23 protein-coding genes and 2 pseudogenes are annotated in these 25707 nt (G+C 40.4%); 18 read left to right on the forward strand and 7 right to left on the reverse strand.

The genetic code is table 11. The annotated features are described in order from the left end of the window. Positions 1 to 38 precede the first annotated feature (38 nt). The 10 genes and pseudogenes from rlmH to H9564_RS00375 all read left to right on the forward strand — a co-directional run bounded on the left by rlmH (position 39) and on the right by H9564_RS00375 (position 6036). Positions 39 to 518, forward strand: coding sequence for a 23S rRNA (pseudouridine(1915)-N(3))-methyltransferase RlmH (gene rlmH / locus H9564_RS00335; RefSeq protein ID WP_191683604.1), 480 nt, complete (start codon positions 39 to 41; stop codon positions 516 to 518). Between the two features lie 265 nt (positions 519 to 783). Continuing rightward, on the forward strand, positions 784 to 1077 hold the full coding sequence (locus H9564_RS00340; protein WP_191683605.1) for a YSIRK-type signal peptide-containing protein: 294 nt from the start codon (positions 784 to 786) through the stop codon (positions 1075 to 1077). A 12-nt stretch (positions 1078 to 1089) separates the two neighbouring features. After that, positions 1090 to 1377, forward strand: coding sequence for a hypothetical protein (locus H9564_RS00345; RefSeq protein ID WP_191683606.1), 288 nt, complete (start codon positions 1090 to 1092; stop codon positions 1375 to 1377). Positions 1378 to 1429: 52 nt separating this feature from the next. Next, positions 1430 to 1723: pseudogene (locus H9564_RS09395) on the forward strand (mucin-binding protein); the annotation flags it as partial. After that, positions 1724 to 2236, forward strand: coding sequence for a mucin-binding protein (locus H9564_RS00350; RefSeq protein WP_191683607.1), 513 nt, complete (start codon positions 1724 to 1726; stop codon positions 2234 to 2236). Positions 2237 to 2261: 25 nt separating this feature from the next. Next, positions 2262 to 2771, forward strand: coding sequence for a mucin-binding protein (locus tag H9564_RS00355; protein ID WP_191683608.1), 510 nt, complete (start codon positions 2262 to 2264; stop codon positions 2769 to 2771). A 51-nt stretch (positions 2772 to 2822) separates the two neighbouring features. Continuing rightward, positions 2823 to 3161, forward strand: a pseudogene (locus H9564_RS09400) (mucin-binding protein); the annotation flags it as partial. 24 nt (positions 3162 to 3185) lie between these two features. Beyond that, positions 3186 to 4082 (forward strand): mucin-binding protein, encoded by an 897-nt coding sequence (locus H9564_RS00365; protein WP_449826295.1) that lies wholly within the window; start codon positions 3186 to 3188, stop codon positions 4080 to 4082. Between the two features lie 91 nt (positions 4083 to 4173). Continuing rightward, complete coding sequence (locus H9564_RS00370; protein ID WP_191683611.1) at positions 4174 to 4719, forward strand: NADPH-dependent FMN reductase; 546 nt, start codon at positions 4174 to 4176, stop codon at positions 4717 to 4719. Positions 4720 to 4863: 144 nt separating this feature from the next. Next, entirely contained in the window at positions 4864 to 6036 is a 1173-nt protein-coding gene (locus tag H9564_RS00375; protein WP_191683612.1) for an iron-containing alcohol dehydrogenase, read from the forward strand. A 100-nt stretch (positions 6037 to 6136) separates the two neighbouring features. Here the strand turns inward: H9564_RS00375 and H9564_RS00380 are convergent, their stop codons facing one another. From H9564_RS00380 to H9564_RS00400, 5 genes are all read right to left on the reverse strand, one after another. After that, a complete protein-coding gene (locus tag H9564_RS00380; protein WP_191683613.1) occupies positions 6137 to 7003 on the reverse strand; it encodes a DUF4097 family beta strand repeat-containing protein in 867 nt (288 codons plus the stop codon). Between the two features lie 2 nt (positions 7004 to 7005). Then, positions 7006 to 7341, reverse strand: coding sequence for a hypothetical protein (locus H9564_RS00385; RefSeq protein WP_191683614.1), 336 nt, complete (start codon positions 7339 to 7341; stop codon positions 7006 to 7008). A gap of 18 nt (positions 7342 to 7359) precedes the next feature. Beyond that, a complete protein-coding gene (gene cls / locus H9564_RS00390; protein WP_191683615.1) occupies positions 7360 to 8850 on the reverse strand; it encodes a cardiolipin synthase in 1491 nt (496 codons plus the stop codon). Between the two features lie 122 nt (positions 8851 to 8972). Continuing rightward, on the reverse strand, positions 8973 to 9425 hold the full coding sequence (locus tag H9564_RS00395) for an NUDIX hydrolase (protein WP_191683616.1): 453 nt from the start codon (positions 9423 to 9425) through the stop codon (positions 8973 to 8975). Positions 9426 to 9435: 10 nt separating this feature from the next. Further along, positions 9436 to 9864 carry an OsmC family protein gene (locus tag H9564_RS00400; protein WP_191683617.1) on the reverse strand — a complete coding sequence of 143 codons (429 nt, stop codon included), beginning with the start codon at positions 9862 to 9864 and terminating at the stop codon, positions 9436 to 9438. 418 nt (positions 9865 to 10282) lie between these two features. Between H9564_RS00400 and H9564_RS00405 the strand changes: the two genes are divergently transcribed. The 3 genes from H9564_RS00405 (at position 10283) to H9564_RS00415 (ending at position 13441) form a co-directional block, all read left to right on the forward strand. Further along, positions 10283 to 10504: a transcriptional regulator gene (locus H9564_RS00405; RefSeq protein ID WP_191683618.1), complete on the forward strand. Its 222-nt coding sequence runs from the start codon at positions 10283 to 10285 to the stop codon at positions 10502 to 10504. A 106-nt stretch (positions 10505 to 10610) separates the two neighbouring features. Continuing rightward, positions 10611 to 12827: an ATP-dependent Clp protease ATP-binding subunit gene (locus H9564_RS00410; RefSeq protein WP_191683619.1), complete on the forward strand. Its 2217-nt coding sequence runs from the start codon at positions 10611 to 10613 to the stop codon at positions 12825 to 12827. Positions 12828 to 13090: 263 nt separating this feature from the next. Beyond that, positions 13091 to 13441 carry a type II toxin-antitoxin system PemK/MazF family toxin gene (locus tag H9564_RS00415; protein WP_191683620.1) on the forward strand — a complete coding sequence of 117 codons (351 nt, stop codon included), beginning with the start codon at positions 13091 to 13093 and terminating at the stop codon, positions 13439 to 13441. 91 nt (positions 13442 to 13532) lie between these two features. On the opposite strand, the gene H9564_RS00420 is transcribed toward H9564_RS00415, so the two are convergent. Together H9564_RS00420 and H9564_RS00425 are read right to left on the reverse strand one after the other, a co-directional pair. Next, the gene (locus H9564_RS00420; protein WP_191683621.1) at positions 13533 to 13676 is read right to left on the reverse strand and encodes a hypothetical protein; all 144 of its coding nucleotides are present in this window, start codon (positions 13674 to 13676) and stop codon (positions 13533 to 13535) included. Between the two features lie 174 nt (positions 13677 to 13850). Then, on the reverse strand, positions 13851 to 14429 hold the full coding sequence (locus tag H9564_RS00425) for a GNAT family N-acetyltransferase (protein ID WP_191683622.1): 579 nt from the start codon (positions 14427 to 14429) through the stop codon (positions 13851 to 13853). Between the two features lie 122 nt (positions 14430 to 14551). On the opposite strand from H9564_RS00425, the gene cls (H9564_RS00430) reads away from it, so the two are divergent. The 5 genes from cls (H9564_RS00430) (at position 14552) to H9564_RS00450 (ending at position 25597) form a co-directional block, all read left to right on the forward strand. Further along, positions 14552 to 16030 carry a cardiolipin synthase gene (cls, locus tag H9564_RS00430; RefSeq protein WP_191683623.1) on the forward strand — a complete coding sequence of 493 codons (1479 nt, stop codon included), beginning with the start codon at positions 14552 to 14554 and terminating at the stop codon, positions 16028 to 16030. Positions 16031 to 16071: 41 nt separating this feature from the next. Then, positions 16072 to 16839, forward strand: coding sequence for a sulfite exporter TauE/SafE family protein (locus H9564_RS00435; protein ID WP_191683624.1), 768 nt, complete (start codon positions 16072 to 16074; stop codon positions 16837 to 16839). 177 nt (positions 16840 to 17016) lie between these two features. Further along, positions 17017 to 20805: a PD-(D/E)XK nuclease family protein gene (locus H9564_RS00440; RefSeq protein WP_191683625.1), complete on the forward strand. Its 3789-nt coding sequence runs from the start codon at positions 17017 to 17019 to the stop codon at positions 20803 to 20805. Beyond that, positions 20805 to 24662 (forward strand): helicase-exonuclease AddAB subunit AddA, encoded by a 3858-nt coding sequence (gene addA, locus H9564_RS00445; RefSeq protein WP_191683626.1) that lies wholly within the window; start codon positions 20805 to 20807, stop codon positions 24660 to 24662. The genes H9564_RS00440 and addA overlap by 1 nt, the downstream gene beginning before the upstream one ends. Further along, entirely contained in the window at positions 24662 to 25597 is a 936-nt protein-coding gene (locus H9564_RS00450) for a LacI family DNA-binding transcriptional regulator (protein WP_191683627.1), read from the forward strand. The genes addA and H9564_RS00450 overlap by 1 nt, the downstream gene beginning before the upstream one ends. The last annotated feature ends 110 nt before the right edge of the window (positions 25598 to 25707 follow it).

Genomic DNA, 25707 nt, shown 5'->3' on the forward strand with positions numbered 1-25707 from the left:
ATAACTCTGTGGATAAGATGTTGAAAGTGGTGGATAAATTGAATATTAAAATTATTGGTGTTGGAAAATTAAAAGAAAAGTATTTTAAAGCAGGAATTGCGGAATATTCAAAACGGCTTGGTCGGTTTTGTAAATTTCAAATTGTAGAGGTACCGGACGAAAAAGCACCGGAATCACTAAGTCAAGCTGAGATGGACGAAGTAATGGCAAAAGAGGGACAGCGGATCCTTGAAAAGATTAAGGATAAAGAATATGTTTATGCCCTTGCGATCAAAGGAAAGGAACGGACCTCTGAAGAGTTTGCAAAGGAAATTAACCAATTAACAACGTATGGCCATAGTGATATTACCTTTGTAATCGGAGGTTCACTCGGTCTTAGTCCAGAAGTCTTAAAAAGAGCAAATACTCAAATTTCATTTGGCCGCTTTACTTTGCCCCACCAACTAATGCGACTAGTGTTGACGGAACAAATTTACCGAGCATTCACGATTATTAATGGCCTGCCATATCATAAGTAATAGAGAAGTTCACAAATGGTTCGACTTTCATTTGTGAACTTTTTTTGTTTAAACACTTAAGAAAAAATATGATTCACCTTAATAATATTTTCCTCTTGATCGAGATATAGTATGATTATGTTACGAAAAGATTACAAACGTATTACGAAAAGTTATCTAAATGCGTATAAGGATGGGTTTACCCCCCTATGAATGTTGCGGATAGATAAGAAGTAACTTTGTAATAATGCTACTTTTTATTACAAACTCACAGGAGGATTAACACATGTTATCTAAGAAAAACGTTCAAATGATGAATCGCAAGGGCCAACCACAAAAGCAACGATTTGGCCTGCGAAAATTAACGATCGGAGTAGCATCCATATTATTAGGATTAACATTCCTTGGTGCGAGTAGTGCTTCAGCCGATGAAGCAATTAACCAAGAACAACAAGTAACACAAACTGAATTAACAACACCACAACCAGTAGAAGTGGTAGAAAGTGAGTCTGCGAGGCAACCGAACAGTAATGAGGTAGCCAGTAGTAGCTCAGCAGAAGCGATACCAGTTTCGAGCTAAGCTACTTCGCAAGTGGTGGCAGATTCAGCAGCTGCAGTACAAACTCCGGTGGCATCTGCCGCACAACCAGAAGTAAGTACTGCTCCAGAACAGGTGGATCAAGTTGGCTCAGGGAATATTACTAGTGACCAGGCCCCTTCCTCAGAAGTAGGTCAGGAAAAGGAAGCCGTGGAAATAAAATTCCAAGATCGGGATAATTATAATCTTGTAATTCACACTGTTCACCTTAACGGTAAGAAGCCAGGTGATAAGGTAACACTAGCTGAAATTGTTAGTCTTTTACCTGCGGGATTAGAGTAGCGGTCAACCTAACGAATTTGTAGTAACAGGCGACCCTAACCAGAGTATTGATATTCATGTTCGTCACCTTGTTGAAGAGTATGAGGAAACTAAGCAGGTTGAACAAATTATCTACGGTCAATACGGAACAAGGAGGGAAGAATTAGACCGTCAGATAGTAACCTTTACAAGAAAGATAAGGTACGACAAGTACACAAAGGAAGAAGAAATTATTCAGGATTGGCAACCAAGTTTAACTTTCAAGGACTATGTTGTTGAACCGAAGGATGGTTACTCCGCCAAAGATAAAGTAATTACGGGGGCAACTGTAAATAGTAACTCACCAACAGTAGAAGTTGTTGTGCAAATGAAGAAGAATGATGTCAGAACTGAAAGTAAGACGATTACACGAACAATTCGATTATACTTACCGAATGGAACAACTAGAGATATCGTTCAGACAGTTACCTTCACCCGTGAAGTTATTATTGACCCGTGGACACAAGAAGAAACAAAGGGCCAATGGGTAACTGAAAAGGATACTTTTGATGGTTACAAAGCTGAAGAAGTTGACGGAGTAGTGCCAGACCGGCTGGAAATAGGGCAAGTTACGGCAAACCCAGAAACTGAGAGTTGGGTTGAAGAAGTTCGTTACTCACAAGATGAAGTAATGATTGAAGAAAAGAAGGTAACTCGGACAATTAAATTAATCAAGCTAAATGGTGAGATTGAACTGATTCCACAAACGGCTATCTTTACCCGTCAGATAATTAAGAAGGCTAATGGGCAAATTATTTACGGTGCTTGGGGTCATGAAAATGGATTTGCCCTTGATGATTACTACCCACCAGTAATTGACGGTAAAAAAAAGAATAGATAAAGATAAATGGTACATTCCTCGGGTAGTGGTTCATCACCATACTGAAGACTTTGAAGTTGAAGTGCGGTACGAGGCGGATTACAAGACTGAAATTGAAGACAAGGTTGTTAACCGGGTAATCAACCTTCACTATCCGGATGGCACTAAGAAGACGGTTACTCAGACTGTTAAGTTGACTCGGGAAGTAAAGACGAATTTACAAACGGGTGAAAAACAATATGGTGACTGGACAACCGGGCAATTTGAAGAATTCGTGGTTCCTACCCTTGATGGTCACGTTTCAGATGTTGACAAGATTGGTTCAATGGAAGTAGATGGAAACACAAAGGACCAAAAATTTGACGTTAACTATGCTGCTTACAAGGTAGACACTGAGACGAAGACAGTTAACCGGGTGATTACGATAACAATGCCTGATGGCAGTAAAAAGACGGTTAACCAGGTTGTAACTTTTGTTAAGGAAGTTACCAGAAACCCATTTGATGGAAGTACTATTAAGGAAACTGACTGGAAGGTTGATGGTAACGCTAGTTAGGAAGAATATACTGCCGAAAAGATTGATGGCTACACAGCAAACATTAACCAAGTGGCTGCAGTAACTCCAGATGTAAATGCAGAAGACCAAAAAGTTGAGATCAGCTACCTTGAAAATAAGGTAGAGACTAGTGAAAAGACAGTTAACCGGGTGATCAAGTACATCTTACCGGATGGTTCAACAAAGGAAGAACTACAAAAGGTTACTTTCACATACGAAAAGATCATTAACCTATGGACTGGCGAAGTGATTTCTGAGGGCTAGCGTGAAGGTGAAAAGTCATTCGCAGAAGTTACGGTTCCGGAAATTAACGGTAAGAAACCAAGCATAAGCTTAGTACCGGAATTAACAGTAACTCCAGAAGCTGAAGATTCAGTAGTTGAAGTACGTTACGAGGCGGACTCTAAGACTGAAATCGAGGAGAAGGTTATTAACCGGGTAATTTATCTTCACCATCCAGATGGAACTATCGAAAAAGTTAATCACGCAGTTACATTAACTCGAGAAGTAAAAACGAATTTGCAGACTGGTGAAAAACAATATGGTGACTGGACACGGGCATTCTTTGAAGAGTTTGTTGTCCCAACATATGATGGTCATGTTTCAAATATCGACAAGATTGAACAATCAGAAGTGACAAGTGAATCTAAAGATCAAGAACATCATGTTACTTATCATGCTCACCAAGTGGATGCTGAAACAAAGACAGTTAACCGGATAATTAAGGTTGCAATGCTAGATGGTTCTCTGAAGACCATTACTCAGACAGTAACGTTTGTAAAACATGTTACTAAGCACCCGCTCAATGGAACAATTATTAGTGAAATTGAATGGGTTGTTGATGGAAATGGAATTTGGGATGAATTTATTCCAGAAAAGGTTGATGGTTACACAGCATCAATTGACAAGGTTGCTGCAGAAACTCCGAGTGTTGATACTAAGGATGTCGTGGTAGAAATTAGCTACACGAAAGATGACAAGCCGGTAACTCCGGATAAACCAGTGGATCCAGGTAAGCCAGAAGATCCGAACAAGCCGGTGAACCCGGATAAGCCAGGAGATTCAGGCGAAACAGAAGGTCCAGGTACTTCAGAAGATCCAGGTAATCAAAACCAACCGGAAGGCCCAGCTCAAGACAACCTTGGTAATTCATCCACAGAAAACACTTCAGATACAGGTGCTTCACAAGGTGATATTCAGATAACTTCCCTAGCATCAAAAGGGCAAGCTGATAAAGAAAAGGGGGACGAAACTAAGAAGACAACTCAAGATAATCAACAGTTACCACAAACTGGTGAAAAGCAACTCTAGTGAGACTGCTTCACTGGAGCTGCTTTCTTTGTTTTTAGTGCAAAATCTGGTTATGATTAAATTGAAATAATTTAAACTGGGAGTGATATTAATGAAAAAAGTCGGAATAGTTATTGGAAGTACCCGTCCAGGTCGTCGGAGTAAGCAAGTAGCCGATTGGTTGCAAAAACAGTTGTCAGAAAGTACCAAGATTGAATTTAATGAAATCGACTTAAAGGCCCTCGATTTACCATTTCTTGATGAAAGTAAGATCCCAGCACTTGGTCAATATGATCATAGCTATACCCGTGAATGGAGTAAGCTAATTTCAAGTTATGATGGACTAATCTTCGTCTTCCCACAATATAATTGGGGTTATCCTGCAGTTCTTAAGAACGCTTTGGATTACTTGGCAAACGAGTGGAAGGATAAACTAGTAAGCTTAGTAACGTTTGGTGCTCATGGCGGAGCACAGGCACAGATTGCGATGCGTTTAGTAATTACCGGGTTTCACATGAAACAAATGGCAATCAATCCTCAATTAAAGATTAGTCCAACCGATTCAGTGGCAGAGGTTGACCGGATCCTCCATACCTATGATCCGATTGCGCAACTTTTACGGGCTGAATTTGAAAAAGACTTAACAAAGAAGAGCTAAGCAATTAACTTAAAAAATCTTATAATGAAACAAATGAGTAAATATGTCTATATTCTAATTATTATTAGCTAATTGTAATTTGCAATGGCCTTCACAATGGTTCATAATGAAATCGTATTCAATTGATCTGAGGAGGTTATTGTAATGAATAGACAATTTGACTTTCTGATGCCTAGTGTAAACTTCTTTGGCCCAGGAGTAATTGAAAAGATTGGTGACCGTGCTAAGATGCTTGGTATGCATAAGGTATTGGTTGTTACCCAAGATAACTTGTCTGCCATTGATAACGGTCCAGTTAAGCAAACTCTTGCATCACTGGAAAAGGCTGGTGTTGACTATGCTGTCTTCACTGGTGTAGAACCTAACCCAAAGATTCGGAACATCAAGGCTGGTAAGAAGATGTACGAAGATGAAGGTTGTGATTCAATCATCACTGTTGGTGGTGGATCAGCTCATGACTGTGGTAAGGGAATCGGAATTATTTTGACTAACGGTGATGATATTACTAAGTTAGCCGGAATTGAAACTTTGAAGAACCCACTACCACCACTAATGGCTGTAAACACAACTGCTGGTACTGGTTCAGAATTAACTCGTCACGCTGTTATTACTAACGAAAAGGATCACCTGAAGTTCGTTGTTGTTTCATGGCGTAATATTCCATTGGTATCATTCAATGACCCAATGTTAATGTTAGATGTTCCTCAGTCAGTTACTGCAGCTACTGGTTGTGACGCCTTTGTTCAAGCAATTGAACCATACGTTTCAGTTGATCACAACCCAATCACTGATAGTCAATGTAAGGAAGCTATTCAATTAATCCAAACTGCATTGCCTGAAGCTGTTGCTAATGGTCATAATATTGAAGCCCGGACAAAGATGGTTGAAGCAGAAATGCTTGCCGGAATGGCCTTCAATAACGCTAACTTAGGTTATGTTCACGCAATGGCTCACCAACTTGGTGGTCAATATGATGCTCCACACGGTGTATGTTGTGCCTTATTGCTTACTACCGTTGAAGAGTACAACATCATTGCTTGTCCAGAACGGTTTGCAGAATTGGCTGAAATCATGGGCTATGACACTACTGGTTTAACTACTATGCAAGCTGCTCAAAAGTCAATTGATGGAATGAGAGAAATGTGCAAGGCTGTTGGTATCCCATCATCAATCAAGGAAATTGGCGCAAAGCCAGAAGACTTCCCATTGATGGCTGAAAATGCTTTAAAGGATGGTAACGCATTCTCTAACCCACGGAAGGGTACTAAGCAAGAAATCATTGACCTCTATCAAAAGGCTTACGACGGTATCTACTAATAAGTTAGAATAAGATCAATCTAAAAACTTAAACAAGTCCTAATGAAAAGGACCAGTGAAAAACATTTTCACTGGTCCTTTTCGAATTTAAGTAGCCTAGTTATTTAATCGTATTATCTCCACTAATACTCTTTAGAAAAACAATATTTGGTGAATCAAGTTTTTGTTCAAGGGAACCACCATCACTAACTCGTCGTTTTAATTTGTTAGTACCGCTCGTGGTTGTGAGTTTGGCGCCATCAATTTTTGATTTGATAATTGTATTATCACCACTTTGATTAGTAACGGTGTAATGACCGGTAATTGTTAACCGGTGACCGTTAAAATCACCAGAAGAAAGGGTGGCATTTCCCTTGGTAAGGGATGTTTGAGCTAAATCAATATCACCACTCTGTGCCGTCAATTTAGTATTGAGAAGTGAGGAACGCCGAATAGAAATATCACCACTGGCTGTTGTGATTTTTCCACTGTCAAATTCACTATTAAGGACACTAATATCACCGCTATTACTATCAAGGGTGACCTTTTTTATTGGAACACGGTTAATGACTAGATCATTATTAACGTGTCCCTTAATCTTAGAAATCGTGCTCCCTTTAGGAACAGTAATTATAAATCGCTCATCATCAGAGTTATTCCCAATATGAAAATTACTAAACTTTGAATGTGTAACGGGTGTTTGGGTAACTTTGAGAACCCCGTCCTTAACCCGAGCACGAACAGCATGGGTATTTTTACCGTAATAGGAAACGGTATAGTGTTGTCCTTGCTTAATTATTACATCAGCTGAACTAGCAGTAACATCGATCTTTAAGAATTGTTTGCGGGTAATGACATCTTTATTGGCTTGTGATTCTTCAATTGGCGTCATTGGATCAAATGGTTGTTTATGCCCAAGGTAAGCAATTCCAGAAATAATTAATCCACAAACGAAAATGATGCTACCCCATTTAATTGCTCGTTTCATTGTTACTTACCTCCCAAGCGTTGCTTAATCACGCTAATTACCCACTTTACTGCTTTAATTAGCCATTTAACATCCCAAATAATAAGAGGGATGATGATAATTAAAAGACCAATTTCAGCGATTAGTAATCCAAGGTAAAAGAAACTTGTCCAGATGTTAACTGACCAGTATTTCATCATTTCAACGATTGCAATATAAGCAAATGAAAAGCCAGTAATAAGTCCAGAAAAGACCGTCATAATTAGGGTAACAAGTGCTGGAAGGACAGCAAGAACTCCGATAATAACAAGAATTCCAATTAAAACATCTTTAATTCGTTTAGCATTTTCTCCAGTCATTTTTCTTCCTCCCGTAATTTAGAAGATCGGTGCTAAGAGGTGGGAGAATTGTTGCTTGAACTTTAGCCACCGTGATTGCTTGGCAAAGTATTCCTCTGTCATTGGGGTACAGTTTATTAGATCGTCTTCAAAGATTTTCTTGAGCTTACTTGAAAGCTTGGAACTATAGGTAAAGGCGTTGACTTCAAAGTTTAGTTTGTAGCTTCGGTAGTCTTGATTAGCTGAACCAACAGACGCGATATTTGAACCACTAACCATTGTTTTAGCATGGATAAAGCCATTATCGTAGCGGTAAACCTTAACCCCATTTTGGACGAGGTATTTAGCGTAATATTCGGTCATCCGGTAAACAAAGGGGTGATCAGGCATGCAAGGAACCATGATTCGGACATCCACTCCGCTCTTTGCTGCGATAATCAGTGCTTCAAGGATTGAATCTTCAGGGATGAGGTAAGGGGATTGAATATAGACGTATTTTCTTGCAGTTGCAATAATTCCTTCGTAACCCCGACGAATTGCAAAGTCTTGGTTATCAGGGCCTGAAGAAACGATTTGCATTGGTACTTCTTCAGGATCATCTAACTTAGGGTACTGAATAGTGAAGTTTTTCAGTTCATTCTCGATTGAGATTTGAGGTTGGTGAGTCTTTCGGCAAGTAGTGTTCCAGTCCATCGCAAAACGAACTTCCATCATTACTGAAGCCTGACCAACAACCCGTAAGTGAGTATCTCGCCAGTAATCAAACTTGGGACTATCCCCAAGATATTGATCCCCAATGTTAAAACCACCAATGTAACCAATATTATGATCGATAATTACTAACTTTCGGTGAAGGTGGTAGTTTAACCGTGGTGAGGTATACCACTTATCTGAACTAGAGATGAATGCCTGAGCTTCTCCACCTAATTTTTCTAATGGTTCAAAAAAGGATGGTTTCGTTCCATGAGAACCACTTGCATCATACAGCACACGAACTTTAACACCACGTTTTGCCGCACGGACTAGTGCATCGAGGATTCGGTTTCCGAGGTGATCAGCATAAAAAGTATAGTATTCAACATCGATTATTTTTTTTGCATGATCAATGTCGTCAACCAGTTGTTCGAACTTAGTGTGCCCATCGGTAAAGACCTCAACGTGATTATTAAAGGTTAAGGGAGCATCGTCATTGTTAAGATTCAGGTTAGCAAGCATTCGTGCCCGGGGCTTTTGGTTGCTCTTGGGAAGCAGTTCGTGCTTTTCTAGCAATTCATGTTGCTTTTTCATGAAGGTATCGCGGTACTTTGCCTGTTCTTCTTGGATGGTGAAGATATCATCTTGTGATAATTGCCGCCCAACGAACATGTAAAGGATAAAACCAAGAACCGGAAATATTGAAAGAACGAGTAACCAAGCCCAAGTGGCTGCAATATCCCGTCTGCTTCTAAAAACCGTCCAAATAGCGAAACCAATATTAATTAGCCAAAGCACTTCAATGATGCGCCGAATGACATCCCATGTCCAAATCATATTCTCTCTCCTTATCACGACTAGTAATATACCAATTCTAGCATAGTTATAGTTTGGTGAGAGGATGATTCGTGAGGGGATGTAACTAAAAATCGCCTTGACGAAATGCCAAGACGATTTTTTTACTTAGTATATGCTTTAATTAGTTGCCACATTTCTGCATGTTGCTCATTAAAGAACTTTGGCGGTTCCTGATTGAGATCAAAGTACTGGACCTTAACTGTTTCGTCAGGTTTAGTAGCAAAGTGTTCCTGGTTGGCTAATTTAACGAGGTAGAAGGCATTAACTGGCTGAACCTTATCCCTATTTGGATAGGTATAGAAATTCTGATCTTGAATTTTAAGTAACTTAACTGGAGTAATCTCAAAACCAGCATCTTCCTTAAATTCTCGCTTTATAGTATCAGCAAAAGATTCACCATATTCCATGTAACCACCGGGAAATCCCCAGTCACCGGTGTCGGCTCGTGCTTGCAGGAGCACCTGCCGATTAGAGTTTAATAGTGCCCCTGAAGCACTGGTCATGATTAGCGGCTCATGGCCAACCTTATCACGAACTCTTTTAATGTAAGACATTTATACTCTCCTAGTCTTCCACAACGAAGCCATTCTCGACAAACTTTGTCCCGTAAGCCAAGGTATTTTCTACCGGGCACTTGCGAGCAACATCAGCGAGGAACTTTTTAATATCTTCTTCAGATTCATCACTGCGCAAATGTGGTGTGTAACGAATTTCGGTAAATTTATACCGTTTATCATCGTTCCCCACGTTTTCATGACCAAGATCACCAGAAATGTTAACCCAGAAAGCTTGAAGATCGAAATTCCGCTTCCGGGCTAATTCGGTAGCAGTAATTGCTTGGCAGGCGCCAAATGATGTTAAGAGGATTTCAACAGGATTCATCCCCGTATTAGTGCTTCCAGGCTCGTCAAAGGTAATTTCAAATCCTCGTGTTCCTGCAGCAACTTGCATTCCAGTAGTAGTCTTTGTGGCCTTTACTTTGTAAGTACTCATAATTGCTTCTCCTTCTTATAAATACATAAATATGACTTTTCATTTAACTACCCTAAGTATGCCCGAAGAGATAAAGGGACGCAATAAAAATGCCTAGAGATTTCTTATTAAATTTTCATAAAAATAAAAGGACAGTGACAGAAGTTGTCATTGTCCTTTTACTGAATTGGAATGAGTAAAGTAGTAATTCCCAGATACTTGGGGGATATCCGGGAATGGAATGTTAGCACACAAAAGAAAAGGGATTACAAGGATACTAAATTATTCATTCCTCAATTGATTAAGAGATTACTAATATTCTAATCCATTTTTAATTAAAGTCAATAAGCATTTAAAATTTTTTTGAATTTTTTGATGCTTCACACTTGTGTTATATCACAGATGTGGTATAATTATTAATGTAAAGGAAGTGAAGAATATGCGGATTGATATTAAGCAATACCTGGAAGTCCATAATTTAACGATTTATCAAGTATCCAAGCGTTCCGGATACGGTTACACCACTTTACACAAATCCTTTAATAAACCACAGTCGAGTGCAACTCCGCTGAATTTAAGGGATTTAGATGCTTTAGCTCAGGCACAGCATAAACATATGTGGGAGGTCCTGAAAGAATTAGAAGAACATTATTTAAACTAAAGCATGATGCGTTATATTAGCTTCAAGCTAGTAAAACACCTATAATAAACATAACAATAAATTTTTTATTAATTTGATTGAGGAAAATTAAGGGAGGAATGTACTTATGGCACAAAATCCAATGAACCCATTTGACGGAGACATGAACGACATTTTTAATCAATTGATGGGTGGAATGAATGGTTTCAATTCTGACAACCGCCGCTACCTCATCAATGGTAGAGAAGTCACTCCTGAAGAATTTGCTCAATATCGGCAAACAGGTAAGTTACCAGGTGGCGCTGCTCCACAAAAACCAGGTCCACAACCTAACGAAGGTAAGCAAAGTATCTTATACAAGTTAGGACGGAACTTGACTGAAGAAGCTCGTCGTCACGAACTTGATCCAGTTATTGGCCGGAATAAGGAAATCCAAGAAACCGCTGAAATTTTGAGTCGGCGGACAAAGAACAACCCGGTACTAGTTGGTGACGCTGGTGTTGGTAAGACTGCTGTTGTTGAAGGTCTTGCACAAGCAATCGTTTCTGGCGATGTTCCAGCAGCAATCAAGGATAAGGAAATTATTAGTATTGATGTTTCTAGCCTTGAAGCTGGTACTCAATACCGTGGTAGTTTCGAAGAAAACATGCAAAAGTTAATTGATGAAGTTAAGAAGGCTGGAAACATTATCCTCTTCTTCGATGAAATTCATCAAATTATTGGTGCTGGTTCTGCTGGTGATGCAGATGGTTCTAAGGGAATGTCCGATATCATGAAGCCAGCATTGTCACGGGGAGAGATTACCGTTATCGGTGCTACTACCCAAGACGAATACCGGAATACTATTATGAAGGATGCTGCTTTGGCACGGCGGTTCAACCCAGTAACAGTTAACGCTCCAAGCAAGGCCGATACTGTTGCAATTCTTAAGGGTATCCGTGACTTGTACGAACGTCACCACAATGTTAAGTTACCAGATGATGTTCTCCAAGCCGCAGTTGACTACTCAGTTCAATACATGCCACAACGGGCATTGCCTGACAAGGCTATCGACTTGGTAGATATGACCGCTGCTCACTTGGCAGCTAAGCACCCAGCACACGATGCAAAGCAAATTGAAAAGGACATCGAAGGCGAAAAGAAGAAGCAAAAGGAAGCAGCTAAGAAGGAAGACTACAAGGCTGCTCAAGCCGCTAAGGAAAAGATTGCTGATCTTGAAAAGCAATTGAAGGAAGGCTCCGAAAGCGACAAGGTTACTGCAACTCCAGAAGATGTTGCTAATGCCGTAGAACAAATGACTGGTATTCCAGTTTCTAAGATTGGTGCTAGTGATGTTGAACGGTTGAAGGACATGGACAAGCGTCTTGAAGGCAAGGTTATTGGCCAAGACAAGGCTGTTGAAGCCGTTGCTCGTGCTATTCGTCGTAACCGTGCTGGATTCGATGAAGGGGACTCACCAATTGGCAGCTTCCTCTTCGTAGGACCTACTGGTGTTGGTAAGACTGAACTTGCAAAGCAATTAGCCCTTGATATGTTTGGTAGCAAGAACGACATTATTCGTTTGGATATGTCAGAATACTCAGACCGGACAGCTGTTTCTAAGTTGATCGGTGCTACTGCAGGATATGTTGGCTACAATGATAACGGTAATACCTTGACTGAAAAGGTTCGTCGTCACCCATACTCCATTATCTTGCTTGATGAAATTGAAAAGGCTAACCCACAAGTTATTACCCTCTTGCTCCAAGTTCTTGATGATGGTCGCTTAACTGATGGTCAAGGTAACACCATTGACTTCAAGAACACAATCATTATTGCTACATCTAACGCTGGTTACTCTAACGATGCTCCAGTTAAGTTAGGTAATGACAATGATGAAGAAGACTTGATCAAGAAGTTAACTAATTACTTCCGTCCTGAATTCTTGAACCGGTTTAACGCCATTGTTGAATTCCACAGTTTGAGTAAGGAAGATTTGAAGAAGATCGTTGACTTAATGTTAGCCGAAGTTAATAAGACATTGGCTAAGAAGGGCATGGACGTTAAGGTTACCCCAGCTTCAAAGCAATACCTGATTGATGAAGGTTACGATGAAGCAATGGGTGCTCGTCCACTTCGTCGGGTAATTGAACGTGAAATTCGTGATAAGGTTACTGACTACTACCTTGACCACCTTGATGCAAAGCACTTAGTTGCTGAAATGAAGGATGGTAAGTTGGTAATTGTCGACGCTAAGGACGCTACTAAGGATGACAGCGAACAATACAAGTCAGCTGATGAAAAGAAAAAAGAAAAGGCTGACGACGACAAGAAGGAAACTGATGACAAAAAAGAAGATAAGTAATCAGTAGACTCTAAGGAGAAGCTGGGAATTAACTTTCTCGGAGGGACGGTTGACTAACCTAGAACGATGAATGATGATGAAATCGTCAGAGTCGTTCGTAGTTAGGCTCGAGTCCCTCAGTTAATTCCCGCGATTAGACTCTATAAGTTCGGAGACTATTAGTGACAAAAAGAGGATGAGAAAAATATTTTGTTTTTTTCCATCCTCCTTTTTTCTATATTAACTATAATGATGTACCATTTGATCTGAAGGGATACTAGCGAATGAAGGAAAAAGAAGTAAAACGAGGCGACATCTTTTATGCTGATTTGTCGCCTGTCGTGGGTTCAGAGCAGGGCGGTCAACGGCCAGTCTTAATTATCCAAAATGATGTGGGAAACCACTTTAGTACAACCGTAATTGTGGCACCAATTACAACTCATTCAGAGAAGAAATTAATGCCGACCCATGTTCCGTTAACTACAGAAGTGACCGGGATCCCGCGAAACTCTGTTGTTTTACTAGAGCAGGTGCGGACGATTGATAAGCAACGGTTAATGGACCGGATTGATCACCTTAGTCCTTCAGTGATGAAGAAAGTTGATCGAGGATTACGAATTAGCCTTGCATTGTGATTAAAGTCAACGTTGGAATAGTCGAATTATAGTACGTAAATGGACCCCAAAGCTTGGGAAACCGAGTTTTGGGGCCCATATTTTAAACAAACTAGGCAGCATTTTCTTTAAGGTGTTTAATTTTAATTTCAATCAAACCAGCTTCTTCGTCGAGGTCAAAGAATTCTTTTTGAAGTCGAAAGAGTCGGCTTTGAATTGCTGTACTTGTTGGTAACCATTGTTGATTTAAGTACATTTTCCAAAAATCATCATCCGGTTTTAAAACGATTCGATTACTGAGCAATTTCTGGATGAATCTTTTGAATCTTATTAATTAGTTCATTATGTTTGCGAACTAAATGACCAAGATCGTTTTTTGCGTACTGCATAAAACCCCTTCTATAAAATAAATAAATTTATCTCACACTGTCTATTTTAGCAGTCTTTTCATAAAGTTGTTAGTGACTTTATGAATTTTATAATTACGATGAAGGTTTAATTCAAAGGCAATTCGCTTGGGATCGTTTTTATCAACAACGTTAATTTCACCACGACGGATAAAGCCGAAATGTTGTGCGATTTTTTGCATTCGTTGGTTCTTTTCATGAGTATCGAAACGGAAATTAGATCGTTTTTGTAGTTGGCCAACGGTAATAAGGTTACTAAAAAGGAGTTTAGAAAGGCCTTGGCCGCGGTACTTGCTTGAGATTGCGACCCGGTGGATTGTTGCGTAGAGTTCATTCGGTTGTTTCCATTGACCATTATGGATATCTTGGTATGTCGGATCAGGCGTAAGCTGAAGGGCGGCAGTTCCGGCAATTTGGTCACCGACAATTAGGACCCAACTTATTTCCTGGGAAATATCCGTGGCGATGGCTTTGCGATTGGGGTGACCATCCTGCCATTGGGGACTGCCGTCTTGCTTTAATAATGCTCGTGCTTCTTCAATGATTTCCATTATTTTATCTAGATCTGCTAGTTTTGCACGGCGAAGATAAGTTGTTGCCATATTTTTACCCCATTTCTTAGAATCATTACTTCTAATTATAAGACAGATAAACTTTTTTAGAGACTGCCGTTGGTTATCTTGAATTATTGAGTTAGAATTTAAAAAATAAGGGAGGTGTCGTGATGATACTAACGTGGAGCATTATTAAATGGGGATTGCTGGCAATTATTGCTATTAACGAGATCGCGGCACTATTTACTGTGTTTAGAGAAAAACGTGATATTGCGGCAACATGGGCGTGGCTCCTTGTGCTCCTTTTGCTTCCTGTTGTGGGATTTATTTTCTATGCGTTTCTTGGCCGAAAGCTACCACAACGACGCTTGGAACGAATTAAGTCCCAAACACAGCTGAAGCTTAAGCAAGCAGTTGAACGACAAAAGCTTCAATTTCAAAATATGCCTAAGCCAAGACACTCTACTGTTCAAATGTATCGGCGGACAGTGATGCTTTTCCAAAGCCTGGACAACGCATTCTTGACTCGCCACAATAACGTGAAAATTTATACTAAGGGCGATAAGTTATTCCGGCAGCTTTTCGATGATATTGAAGCTGCACAAAAGAGTATCAATATTGAATTCTATACTATTTATAACGATCAAATTGGGAACGAATTGCGAACTCTGCTAGAACAAAAGGCAGCAGAGGGTGTCGAAATTCGTGTCCTTTATGATTCGTGGGGGTCAATGGGGGTTCGTGCGGATTTCTACAATGCTCTTCGCAAACGTGGCGGCTATGCAACGCCATTCTTGATGACCCACAGTAACTTTATTGATTTCCGGATGAACTATCGTGATCACCGAAAAATTGTTGTGCTTGACGGCGAAATTGGCTATGTTGGGGGCTTTAATGTCGGTGACCAATATCTTGGCCGAGTGAAGAAGTTTGGCCCTTGGCGTGATACGCATTTACGGATTATTGGTGGCGGAGTTTACAGTCTCCAACAACGGTTTATTCGTGACTGGAACGCTTCTGTTAAGCATAAGGATAATCGAATTGACCACTTTAGCCGCTTCTTCCCCGAAATTAAGCTTGATAAGAGTCAACTCGAAAATGAAACTTCGCTACAGATTGTTTCTAGTGGTCCCGAATCACCTCAAGAGAATATCAAATTGGGGTATTTACGGTTAATTAATGCCGCAACTGATCATATTTGGATTCAAACTCCATATTTAATTCCAGATGATAGTGTAATTGATGCTCTGCAGGTGGCAGCTCATTCGGGTGTAGATGTACGGATCATGCTTCCTTGTAAACCAGATCACCCGTTTGTTTATCGGGCTACCCAGTATTATGCACGGGTGCTAGCGAATCACGATATTACGATCTACTTTTATGAAGAAGGATTCTTACACTCCAAGACGATTATGATCGATAGTCGGATGGCAAGTGTAGGTTCTGCTAACCTTGATTTTCGGAGTTTTAAGCTAAACTTTGAAATTAACTGCTTTATTTATGATCGTGATATGACAGATAAGTTGGAGCGGATCTTCATAAATGATATTCGTAATTCACGAGTGATTACGCCAGAGATGTTTGCTAACCAGTCACGGTGGCTGCGGTTTAAACAAACTTTTTCCCGGTTACTATCACCGATTTTGTAAGAATAAAAAATGAGTAATTCTTGTTAGGTAAGGAGAGAAAAATGGCAAGTATCCCGTCAGTTGGAACGTTAATTTACTTATTACTTGGTGGAGTGGTTGCGGGGATCCTCTCTTCTGCAGCTTCATTTGCTTCTTTAGCGTCCTATCCACTACTCCTAAGCGTTGGGGTAGCACCGGTTTATGCTAACGTTACGAATGATGCGGCTTTGATTTGGAATAGCCTTGGTTCAGTATTCGCGTCTGGTCGGGAGCTCCATGGGCACTGGCGACAAGTATGGATTTACGGTTTTTTCACCGTAATCGGTTCTGTGATGGGATGCATCCTGCTACTCGCCTTTCCTGGTAAAGTTTTTGAAAAGGTTGTTCCTTTCTTTATCTTGATTGCTGGGACAATGATTCTTATTTCAGGAAAACACCAGCCAGACTTAACTCACCAAAAACCACAGTGGTTAAAGGCCCTGTATATATTCCTCCTGGTAATTGTTGGTGGATATGCCGGGTATTTTGGTGCGGCAAGTGGGATTGTAATCTTAGTTTTACTAACATACTTAACGGATGAAGACTTTTTAGTAGCGAATGCGATCAAAAATGCAGTCTGTGGGTTCACGAACCTGGTTGCCCTAATTATTTACTCATTTACATCAAAAATATATTGGTGGGATGCATTTCCAATGGCAACCGGAATGTTTATCGGTGGTTACTTAGGCCCAATTATTTTGCGTTATATTCCTGCCAAGTTAATGCGCTGGGTAATCGCCCTCCTTGCACTCGTCCAAGCAATTGTATTCTTTAGGGCGAGCAGATCTTAACTATGCTACAGTATAATTACGTCAAAATTCATAGCATCTAAAAAGGCTTCAAAGTATTGAAAATCTAAACTTTGAAGCCTTTTTATGTACTCGTTATAAATTTAGTGGAAACTAAACATTTGTTCGATTTATTATGGTAAAATTAAAACAAAATTTACATGAAAAGGATGGATCATCATGGGAACTTTAGGCTTTGTTTTAGGCACGCGATCAATGGATCATGAACAAGTAATGGTTGACCAGCTAGCTGATCAAATGAAAAATGCAGCTGCAGAAGATCGTTTCTTCTACCTAGTTCCTAACCACATTAAGTTTGAAACGGAAATAAATGTTTTAGCAGGATTACGGAAACGGGCTGGTTTTGGTGATGATCAACGATTTGCGTCTGAGAGACTTCAGGTTTTGTCATTTAGCCGGTTAGCCTGGTTCCTTTTACGAGACACACCAGCATTTCAAACACCGCGAATTTCTAAAATTGGGATGACAATGCTGACATCGCAAGTTGCCCAAGACCATGTAGGTGACTTACACCTTTATGCAAGTGAAATTAAACGTCCCGGCTTCATTCAAAAGTTAACTGATCAACTTGAAGAGTTAAAGAGTGCGAATATTTCTGCGGATGATTTTTCAACGATTTTAGACCAGATTGAACAAGATCAGTCTGCAGGAGCAAACCGTGTGTGGTTAACGAAAATGCGTGACGTTGAAACAATTTATCATGCTTACGAAGAGCAACTGCGAAAGAATTTCCTGGGAAATAATGAGTTATATTTGCAACTTGTCCAATATTTGCAAAGCAGTGATGAAGTTAGTCATATGCATTTCTTTATTGATCGTTTTGCACAGTTTACAGCAAGTGAGCAACGAATAGTTGATGCTCTAGTAGAAAATGGGGCAGCAACAATGATTTCATTAGTGCTTGATCGAGGATATCCTGACCAAAATCACCCGAATCCAAGTGAAATTCCTGGTGAAAATGACTTGTTTTATTCATCCGCAATGGTGTACCGTCGTCTTTGGAAACTAGCTCAGGCAAATCCACAACGGGTTAAGTTACAACCGAATGTCTGGTTTGCTAATCAACCACGCGTAAATAACGATCTCCAGAAGGTTGATCGTTATTTTAAACGCTATGCAGAAGGACCAATTGCAACGGTAGAGAAGACGCAATTAGTTGACCCTTCTACAGTGCAATTCTATACAATGGCTAACCGCCGTGAAGAATTAGAACGAGTTGCCACAAAAATTCGACAGCTAGTTGCGAGCGGGAAGTACCGTTATCGTGATTTCTTAATCTTAACGCGACACCTTGATGGGTACCAGAATATGATTACCCCAATTTTTGCTAAGAACCAAGTGCCGGTTTTCGATGATCATGAACGGAAAATGGATCAACACCCGTTAGTAATCCTGTTGAGTACTCTCTTTAATATTGATCAGCGAGGGTACCAGCTAGCGGATATAATGCAGCTGCTGAAAACTTGGTTGCTGGTTCCCCGTACAACAACAGGTGATTTAATGTCGATTCGGGACTTTCAAGAGGCAGTTTTTGTTACTGAAAATTGGTGCTTGAAACAAGCGATCAGAGGAAAGCAAGCTTGGATAAGTGAGAAAAGAGCATCAGAACTTTGGAATGCTAAGGATAGTGAGTCATTAGATGCGGGAGAGCCTTCATCACGAGTGGCTAAGTTAAACCAACAATTAGTTATTGTTCGTAACTATGTTGCTAAGACGCTTGTTCCATTCTTAGATCAGTTAAAAAAGGTTACTTCAGGGCGAGAATTAGCAACACTGCTTTTTAACTTCTTGCAGCAAAATGGGGTTACAGAACGGCTTTATCAATGGCAGCAATACCAGAGTACCCGGGACCTTGATCTTGCCCGCCAGCCCCAACAGGTTTGGGAAAAGTTCTGCCAGATATTACAGGAATATGTTGAAATCCTTGGAGAAGATCGGCTGAATGAAGATAATATTGATAACTATCTCGAAAAATTTAACGAGATTATCCAGGCTGGCTTTTCAGCAGCTCAGTATTCTCAGATCCCAGCAACCTTGGATCAAGTTGTTATCTCTGAAACTGGAATTGTTCAAAGTCAAAACAAAAAAGTTGTCTTCATGCTCGGAGCAACCGATGACGTAATGCCCGAAGTTCGAGAGAACGAAGGGTTGTTGACGGATCAGGATAAGCAAATTTTAGATCCATACCTTGATGCTGATTACCAATACTTACCAGCTGATACAGTAACTGAATTGAATAACGAGCCGTTTGTCCACTATTTAGGGATGCTTTCTGCTAAGCAAAAACTAATTTTTACGGCACCTCAGGCAACAAATGACGATAAGGAGTTAACTATTTCGCCGTATATGCGTGATTTAGCAGCTTATCTCCAACAGCCAATTGTTAATTCACCACTAGTAACTAGTAAAGCTGGTTTGGCGAATCCCCAACAGTTTATTAGTAGTCCAGAGGCTAGTTTAAGTCAGTTAGTCCGTGTTGGACGTCAAGTTCGTGACGAACAAAGGGTGCGTAAGGCCCCTGCTAAATTACCAGCATCTTGGATAAGGGTTGAACGTGATCTGATTTTATTGTCCAGACAGTGGCAAGCAAGCTCAGACTTAGTTGAACGTGCATTAGGAGAAAAGTTACAGCAACGTCTTGAGTTAGTGGCTCAAGGGTTTAATTACCATAATGTTGTCGATGATATTGGAGCAACCTTGGCCCAGGCGTTATATCTTCATGTAACTCCAGATAAGGGTAAGCAGCAAGCTCTGTATGCTTCAATTTCACAATTACAAAACTTCTATGTTAACCAGTACGAGTACTTCCTAAAATACGGTCTTCGTCTAAAAAAACGGGATCGGCTTGAGATGTCCCCTGATCGAATCGGGACGTTCTTCCATAAGGCAATGGAAACTTTTATTAATAGCACTCATCAACAACAAGCTGATTTGAAAGAACTAGCAGCTGACCCAGAACAATTAAAGAATTTTATTAACGAAGCACTACAAGAAGCTGAGAAAAATCAACCTGATTTGGTTCGCTTAGCAGAGTCATCAGCCCAGGCAGAATTTCAGTATCGCCAACTAAGAACGATTGTTACGACAATGCTTGAAACAATGTGTCAACAGTCACAGTATACTAAGGCTCAGCCATTTAAGACCGAAGCACAATTTGGGCGAATTGGAGCCTTAAATCAGGCAAACCTTAAAGCTCTTGATTATCCATTAGCTTCTGGAAACCGCATCTACCTTCGTGGACGGATTGACCGGATTGATCGCCTACCTAAGGACCAACTAATGGATCTGTCAAATCCAAGCGACTTTCTCACTGTGGTTGACTATAAGTCGAGCAACCGAACATTTGACCTTACCTCAGCTTATTACGGAATATCGCTCCAGTTATTGACTTACCTAAATGGTCTTCAAAGTAACCTTCAAGAACTGGATGAACCAACTGCGCAACTTGCTGGGGCATTGTACTTACACTTGAGTAATCCAAAATTTGACTGGAAACGAAATCAGCATAAAGATTTGGAAGAACTTCAGTTAAGTTCTCACGAATATAAGGGAATTCTCTTAAATGAGCCAGCAGTTCTGGATTCACTTGACCAGAAACTCCAAGATAACCGGTCGGTCTTATACCCGTTGAAGGTTACTAAAAAGAGTGGCATTTCCGCTAAGAAGGATGCATTATTAGTAACTCCCGATCAGTTGCAATGGCTTCAGAACTGGAATAAACAGTTAATTATTGAAGCTGGAAACAAGATCCTTGAAGGACAAGTTAAGCTGAACCCTTACAGGCTAATTGAGGGAAGTAAACGGTCAACAGGATTAGATTATAGTGACTTTAAGGATATCTACCAATTTGATAACATGCTTGATCAACAGCGCTATCGTCAACTTGATCCCAAAAAGGCCAAAGAGGAATTTGATAATGCAAATAAAGAGGGAGGTAGTAAGAATTAATGGCAGATTTTAATCCAACACCAAGTCAACACCAAGCGATTAATGACCGTGGAGAAAATATTCTTGTTTCAGCTTCCGCTGGGTCAGGAAAAACCGCTGTCTTGGTTCAGCGAGCCATTAAATTAATCAAAGAAGGAGTTCATGTTGATCGGATGTTAATGGTAACCTTCACGGATGCCGCAGCGAAGAGTATGCGAGATAAGATTCGTGAAGCCCTTCAGGAAGCCATTCATCAACCTGTACATAACGCGGAAGAGCAGCGACAACAGCGTCAAATGGCGAATGAAATTAATCGTTTAGCAACTGCAGATATCAGTACGATCCATGCATTCTGTTTGAAATTGATTAAGCGCTACTATTATTTAATTCACCTTGATCCGCAATTTAGGTTATTAACGGATGATACTGAGCGGCTCCTTCTCCAGGAGGAAGTTTGGCAACAGGTTAGTGAAAAACTTTATAGTGCGTCACTTGACCATGAAACTGAACTAAAGGCAAATTTTAGTGAACTAGTTACTAACTTTTCTGGTGATCGTGATGCGCAGGGATTAGATGAACTTGTACTCAAGTTATATGAAACAGCAAACGCTCAACCAGAACCAGAAAAATGGTTACAAGAACTAGCTAGTAATTATTTCCTGGGAAATGAGCCCATTACAAACACCAAAATTTATCAAGAACAATTAAAGCCAGTTGTTAAGGATAATCTGGAACAATTAGTAAATGATTATGGTGAGTTAGTAATCCGGATGGCTGATCTTGGTTATGACAAACCGGCAGAAATTATTAAGGGTGATCAGGAAAAGATTAGGAACTTGATCGCTAGTTTAGATCAAGAAAAGTGGGGAGACATTCGAGCAGCCTTTCAAGAAATTAAATATGCCCGGATGAGTGGCGGAGCAAAGAAAAAAGATCCAGAATACCAAACGTATCAATCATTAATTAAAACCCGAAATGGCTTAAAAGACCGTTTGAAGTCCCTAACAGCAGATTATTTTGAATATGATGAGCCGCACTTACGGAAAATTACTGATCAATCAGCCAAGATTATCAATGAATTATCTGCAGTTACAATTAAGTTTTCACAGGCATATCAACAGGCTAAGCTAAATCGTCATGTCCTTGAATTTAGTGACTTGGAACATTATGCCTACCAGATCTTAACCCCACCTGCAGATCAACATGATTGGGTAACACTAGTTAAGGAGTTACGCGAACATTATCAAGAAATTATGATTGATGAATATCAGGATACGAACCCGCTTCAGGAAAAGATATTGATGCAGTTAACCAGTCCCGAACGACAAAACCTCTTTATGGTGGGGGATGTAAAACAGTCGATCTACCGTTTTCGTGAAGCCGACCCAACCCTCTTTTTGAGTAAATATAAGAATTATCGTCAGGAAAAGGGTGGTGAATCAATAGTTCTTGCTGAAAACTTCCGCTCAATGAAAAATGTCACTAATTTCACGAACCTCTTGTTTGAGCAGTTAATGGATCACCAAGTTGGGGAAATTGATTATGATCAGGACGCGCATTTAAAGTATGCGGCAACCTATTATGATGAAAATCCGGATAATGAGGTTAAACCTGCTGAAGTACTACTTTATGACGCCAATGTTGATCCGTCGATGCCCCAAGAGGACGACAGGCTAACTGGTGAATTGCGGATGGTTGCCATGCGAATTAAGCAAATGGTGACGAACCAAGAATTAATTTACGATAAGCAATCAAAACAAATGCGTCCTGTTCAATATGGAGATATTGTCCTCCTAGAACGAACGAAGAACATTAATAATACCTTGATGGAACAATTCAATGAGTTAGAAGTTCCACTGACCGTTCATGATGTAGAGAGTTATTTCCAGGCAACTGAAGTCCGCGTGATGATGTCGTTATTGAAGGTAATTGATAATCCAAAACAAGATATTCCTTTAGTAGCGGTTCTCCGTTCACCATTCGTTGGCCTTAATAACAAGGAATTAGCGTTTATCCGTCTTCAAGATCGTCGGGCAGATTTCTATACAGCATTGATGGTGTGTCAAAAAAATTTTGAAAATCATCGCCTTCAACATTCATCAGCGTTGAATGCGGAACAACTGACCCGCCTTCAGAACAAACTTACAAGGTTCATTGAACAACTGACCGAATTTCGTCAAGTAGCCCAGCAACAAACCCTTGTTGATTTGATCTGGCGAATTTACCAGGAGACAGGTTACTTAGATTATGTTGGTGCGATGCCGGGGGGACAGCAGCGACAGGCTAACCTCCATGCCTTATACGAACGGGCACATACTTATGAGCAGAGTAGTTTCAAGGGCCTTTACCAGTTCACCCGTTTTATTGAAAAAATGCAGGAGCATGATCAGGATCTAGGGGTGGCCCCGACACAGTTAGATGCTGATGCAGTCAATGTGATGACGATTCATGGGAGTAAGGGCCTTCAATTCCCGGTTGTCTTTTTGATTAATACGAATCACCACTTTAATAATGCAGCAGTCCGGGAAAATGCAGTTGTTGATCCGACTTCTGGGATTGGAATTAAGGTGATGGACAAGCAACGGTTTGTTTACGATACACCACAGCGACAGGTGATTTTGAATAATATCCAGCAAGGTGAGCGAGCAGAAGATTTACGGGTCCTCTATGTTGCGTTAACCCGGGCCGAACAACGATTGATTGTTACGGCGTCGTTTAACGAGAGCCATAAGGGGCAAAAATTAGTTGAAGCATGGAATAGTTGGCAAAGCGCCTTCCAAAGTGATCAACAGTTGATCGGAGCTCAATTGCGGATCGCTGCTAAGTCCTTTATTGATTGGATCGGATTGGCACTTGCGCGGTATCCAAAACAGTTTGATGCTTCACGATTAAGTATTCCGGGTAAATCCGTAGAAGATAAGGGAGTAGTCCTTGAGCCAAGTCCCCTCGATACAGGGAAAGGCTTTGCTGGGATGTCCGCATCACCGTCTTTTATTGCACAAACTTATACTGCTGCTGACGTTGAGCGAGAACTAGAAGCTATTGCCAAGTCAGTTGATTTGTCTGCTGAGGATCCCCAATCAATCAAATCCTTGTCGGTAGATGATATCAATCAAGTCCTTGCTTTCCGTTACCCGCACGAGGTAGCAATAAAGACAACGGCCTACCAATCAGTTACGGATGTCAAACGAGTTTTTGAGGATCCTGATAATCGTGAAATGGGACAGTGGGACTATGAACAACAGCAGAAAGTAAAAAATCGTGGCCTTTATTTAAAAAACGACTTTGCGACTCCCAAATTTATCCAACAAGATGATCAGTCACCGGCCGCAACAGAAATTGGGACAGCTACTCACTTAGTATTTCAAAAATTACCACTGGATGGTGAACCAATAACGGTTGAACGAGTTCATAATGAGATTCAACAGTTAGTGAACGAGCACCTGATTAATCCTGCGGTTGCTACTAGAATAAATGAAGAGGGGATTGCGGCTTTCTTCCAGACAGATCCTGGCCAGCAAGTATTGTCAAATGGCCAAAACTACCATCGTGAAGAACCATTTGCGATGATAATGAATGGTCACGAACTCTTTAAAAAAGTTCAGGCAAAAGATGACGAACGAATTCTAATTCACGGGATTATTGACGGTTATTTAGAAACACCTGAGGGGATAATCCTGATTGATTACAAGACCGATCATGTTGATCCGCAATATCGTGAATTTGAATTAACTAAGATTACTAGTCGTTATCGTGGACAACTAGAACTATATCGGCAAGCTTTAAATATTATGAAGCCGGTTCCAGTTGTCCAGATGGGACTTTACCTGGTAGAATTAGGGAAGTTTATTTCATTTAAAATCGAGGGACGGCCCTAATGGTAACAATTAAAGACATTGCAAAGCAGGCGGGAGTATCCGTTTCGACAGCATCGCGGGCATTGAATGATAACCCACGGATTAGTAAAGGAACTCGGGAAAAGATCAAAAAAATTGCTGTTGCAGCGGGATACCAACCTAATTACACGGCACGGAATCTTACCCGTGGTGTATCAAATATGGTTGGGTTAATCTTTCCTGTAACGGAGGATACTGCACCGGCTAACCCGTTTCATATTGATCTGATGCGGGGAGTTAGTTCCGCTCTTCAACCGTTACACCATGAGATGGTAGTAGCGATAGCGCCAACTCAGGAAGAGTTACTTGAAGAGGTTCATTCAATGGTGGATCAGTCTAAAGTTCATAGCTTTTTAGTTTTTTATGCCATGAAAAACGATCCGGTAACTGACTATTTGCGGAAAAATAACCTTAATTTCGTAATTATTGGGCACCCAACTGATCACTATCCCGATCGTTTTGTGGATAATGACAATGTTGCAGCGGGAAAGATTGCGACCGAGCAATTGCTTAAAACTCACCAACTCGCTCATCCTGCCTTTCTTGAATCAACTAATCCCTGGATGTTTGAGCGGGAACGAAGTAAGGGCTATGAAGAATGTATGCAGGAGCGAGGATTAAAAGGAATTATCTGGCAGTTAGAAACTAATGCAGATTCCTTAGATAACTTTCTTGAGGAACATCCCGAGACTGATGGTTTACTGTTTTCGGATGATCTACTATTTGTACGTTTTTCTAATGAACTTCAAAAACGGTCACTTCCAGTATTCTGTTTTAACAACAGTCGGTTGATGGGGATGTTAACAAATAGTGATGGTCGGATTGACCTCCAACCTCGTGAACTGGGTCGTGAAGCGGTCAGACTACTTTTTAACCCTAAAAAGCAGCACAGTTATGTTACATTTAAAATTAATTAATAAATAGAAGAAGCTGAAATCATTGGTATTTCGGCTTTTTTGTTTGTTATAAAGGAAAACCCTTTCAAAATTTTGTGCAAACGGTTGCGCAAATCTCCAGAATCTGTTAT

The organism is Limosilactobacillus avistercoris, assembly GCF_014836425.1.
GTDB lineage: Bacteria > Bacillota > Bacilli > Lactobacillales > Lactobacillaceae > Limosilactobacillus > Limosilactobacillus agrestimuris.

Coding starts and splice junctions, on each gene's coding strand:
- H9564_RS00340 (WP_191683605.1), top strand. CDS start 784: ATGTTATCTAAGAAAAACGTTCAAATGATGAATCGCAAGGGCCAACCA.
- H9564_RS00350 (WP_191683607.1), top strand. CDS start 1,724: ATGAAGAAGAATGATGTCAGAACTGAAAGTAAGACGATTACACGAACA.
- H9564_RS00370 (WP_191683611.1), top strand. CDS start 4,174: ATGAAAAAAGTCGGAATAGTTATTGGAAGTACCCGTCCAGGTCGTCGG.
- H9564_RS00375 (WP_191683612.1), top strand. CDS start 4,864: ATGAATAGACAATTTGACTTTCTGATGCCTAGTGTAAACTTCTTTGGC.
- H9564_RS00380 (WP_191683613.1), bottom strand. CDS start 7,003: ATGAAACGAGCAATTAAATGGGGTAGCATCATTTTCGTTTGTGGATTA.
- H9564_RS00385 (WP_191683614.1), bottom strand. CDS start 7,341: ATGACTGGAGAAAATGCTAAACGAATTAAAGATGTTTTAATTGGAATT.
- cls (WP_191683615.1), bottom strand. CDS start 8,850: ATGATTTGGACATGGGATGTCATTCGGCGCATCATTGAAGTGCTTTGG.
- H9564_RS00395 (WP_191683616.1), bottom strand. CDS start 9,425: ATGTCTTACATTAAAAGAGTTCGTGATAAGGTTGGCCATGAGCCGCTA.
- H9564_RS00400 (WP_191683617.1), bottom strand. CDS start 9,864: ATGAGTACTTACAAAGTAAAGGCCACAAAGACTACTACTGGAATGCAA.
- H9564_RS00405 (WP_191683618.1), top strand. CDS start 10,283: ATGCGGATTGATATTAAGCAATACCTGGAAGTCCATAATTTAACGATT.
- H9564_RS00410 (WP_191683619.1), top strand. CDS start 10,611: ATGGCACAAAATCCAATGAACCCATTTGACGGAGACATGAACGACATT.
- H9564_RS00415 (WP_191683620.1), top strand. CDS start 13,091: ATGAAGGAAAAAGAAGTAAAACGAGGCGACATCTTTTATGCTGATTTG.
- H9564_RS00420 (WP_191683621.1), bottom strand. CDS start 13,676: ATGTACTTAAATCAACAATGGTTACCAACAAGTACAGCAATTCAAAGC.
- H9564_RS00425 (WP_191683622.1), bottom strand. CDS start 14,429: ATGGCAACAACTTATCTTCGCCGTGCAAAACTAGCAGATCTAGATAAA.
- cls (WP_191683623.1), top strand. CDS start 14,552: ATGATACTAACGTGGAGCATTATTAAATGGGGATTGCTGGCAATTATT.
- H9564_RS00435 (WP_191683624.1), top strand. CDS start 16,072: ATGGCAAGTATCCCGTCAGTTGGAACGTTAATTTACTTATTACTTGGT.
- H9564_RS00440 (WP_191683625.1), top strand. CDS start 17,017: ATGGGAACTTTAGGCTTTGTTTTAGGCACGCGATCAATGGATCATGAA.
- addA (WP_191683626.1), top strand. CDS start 20,805: ATGGCAGATTTTAATCCAACACCAAGTCAACACCAAGCGATTAATGAC.
- H9564_RS00450 (WP_191683627.1), top strand. CDS start 24,662: ATGGTAACAATTAAAGACATTGCAAAGCAGGCGGGAGTATCCGTTTCG.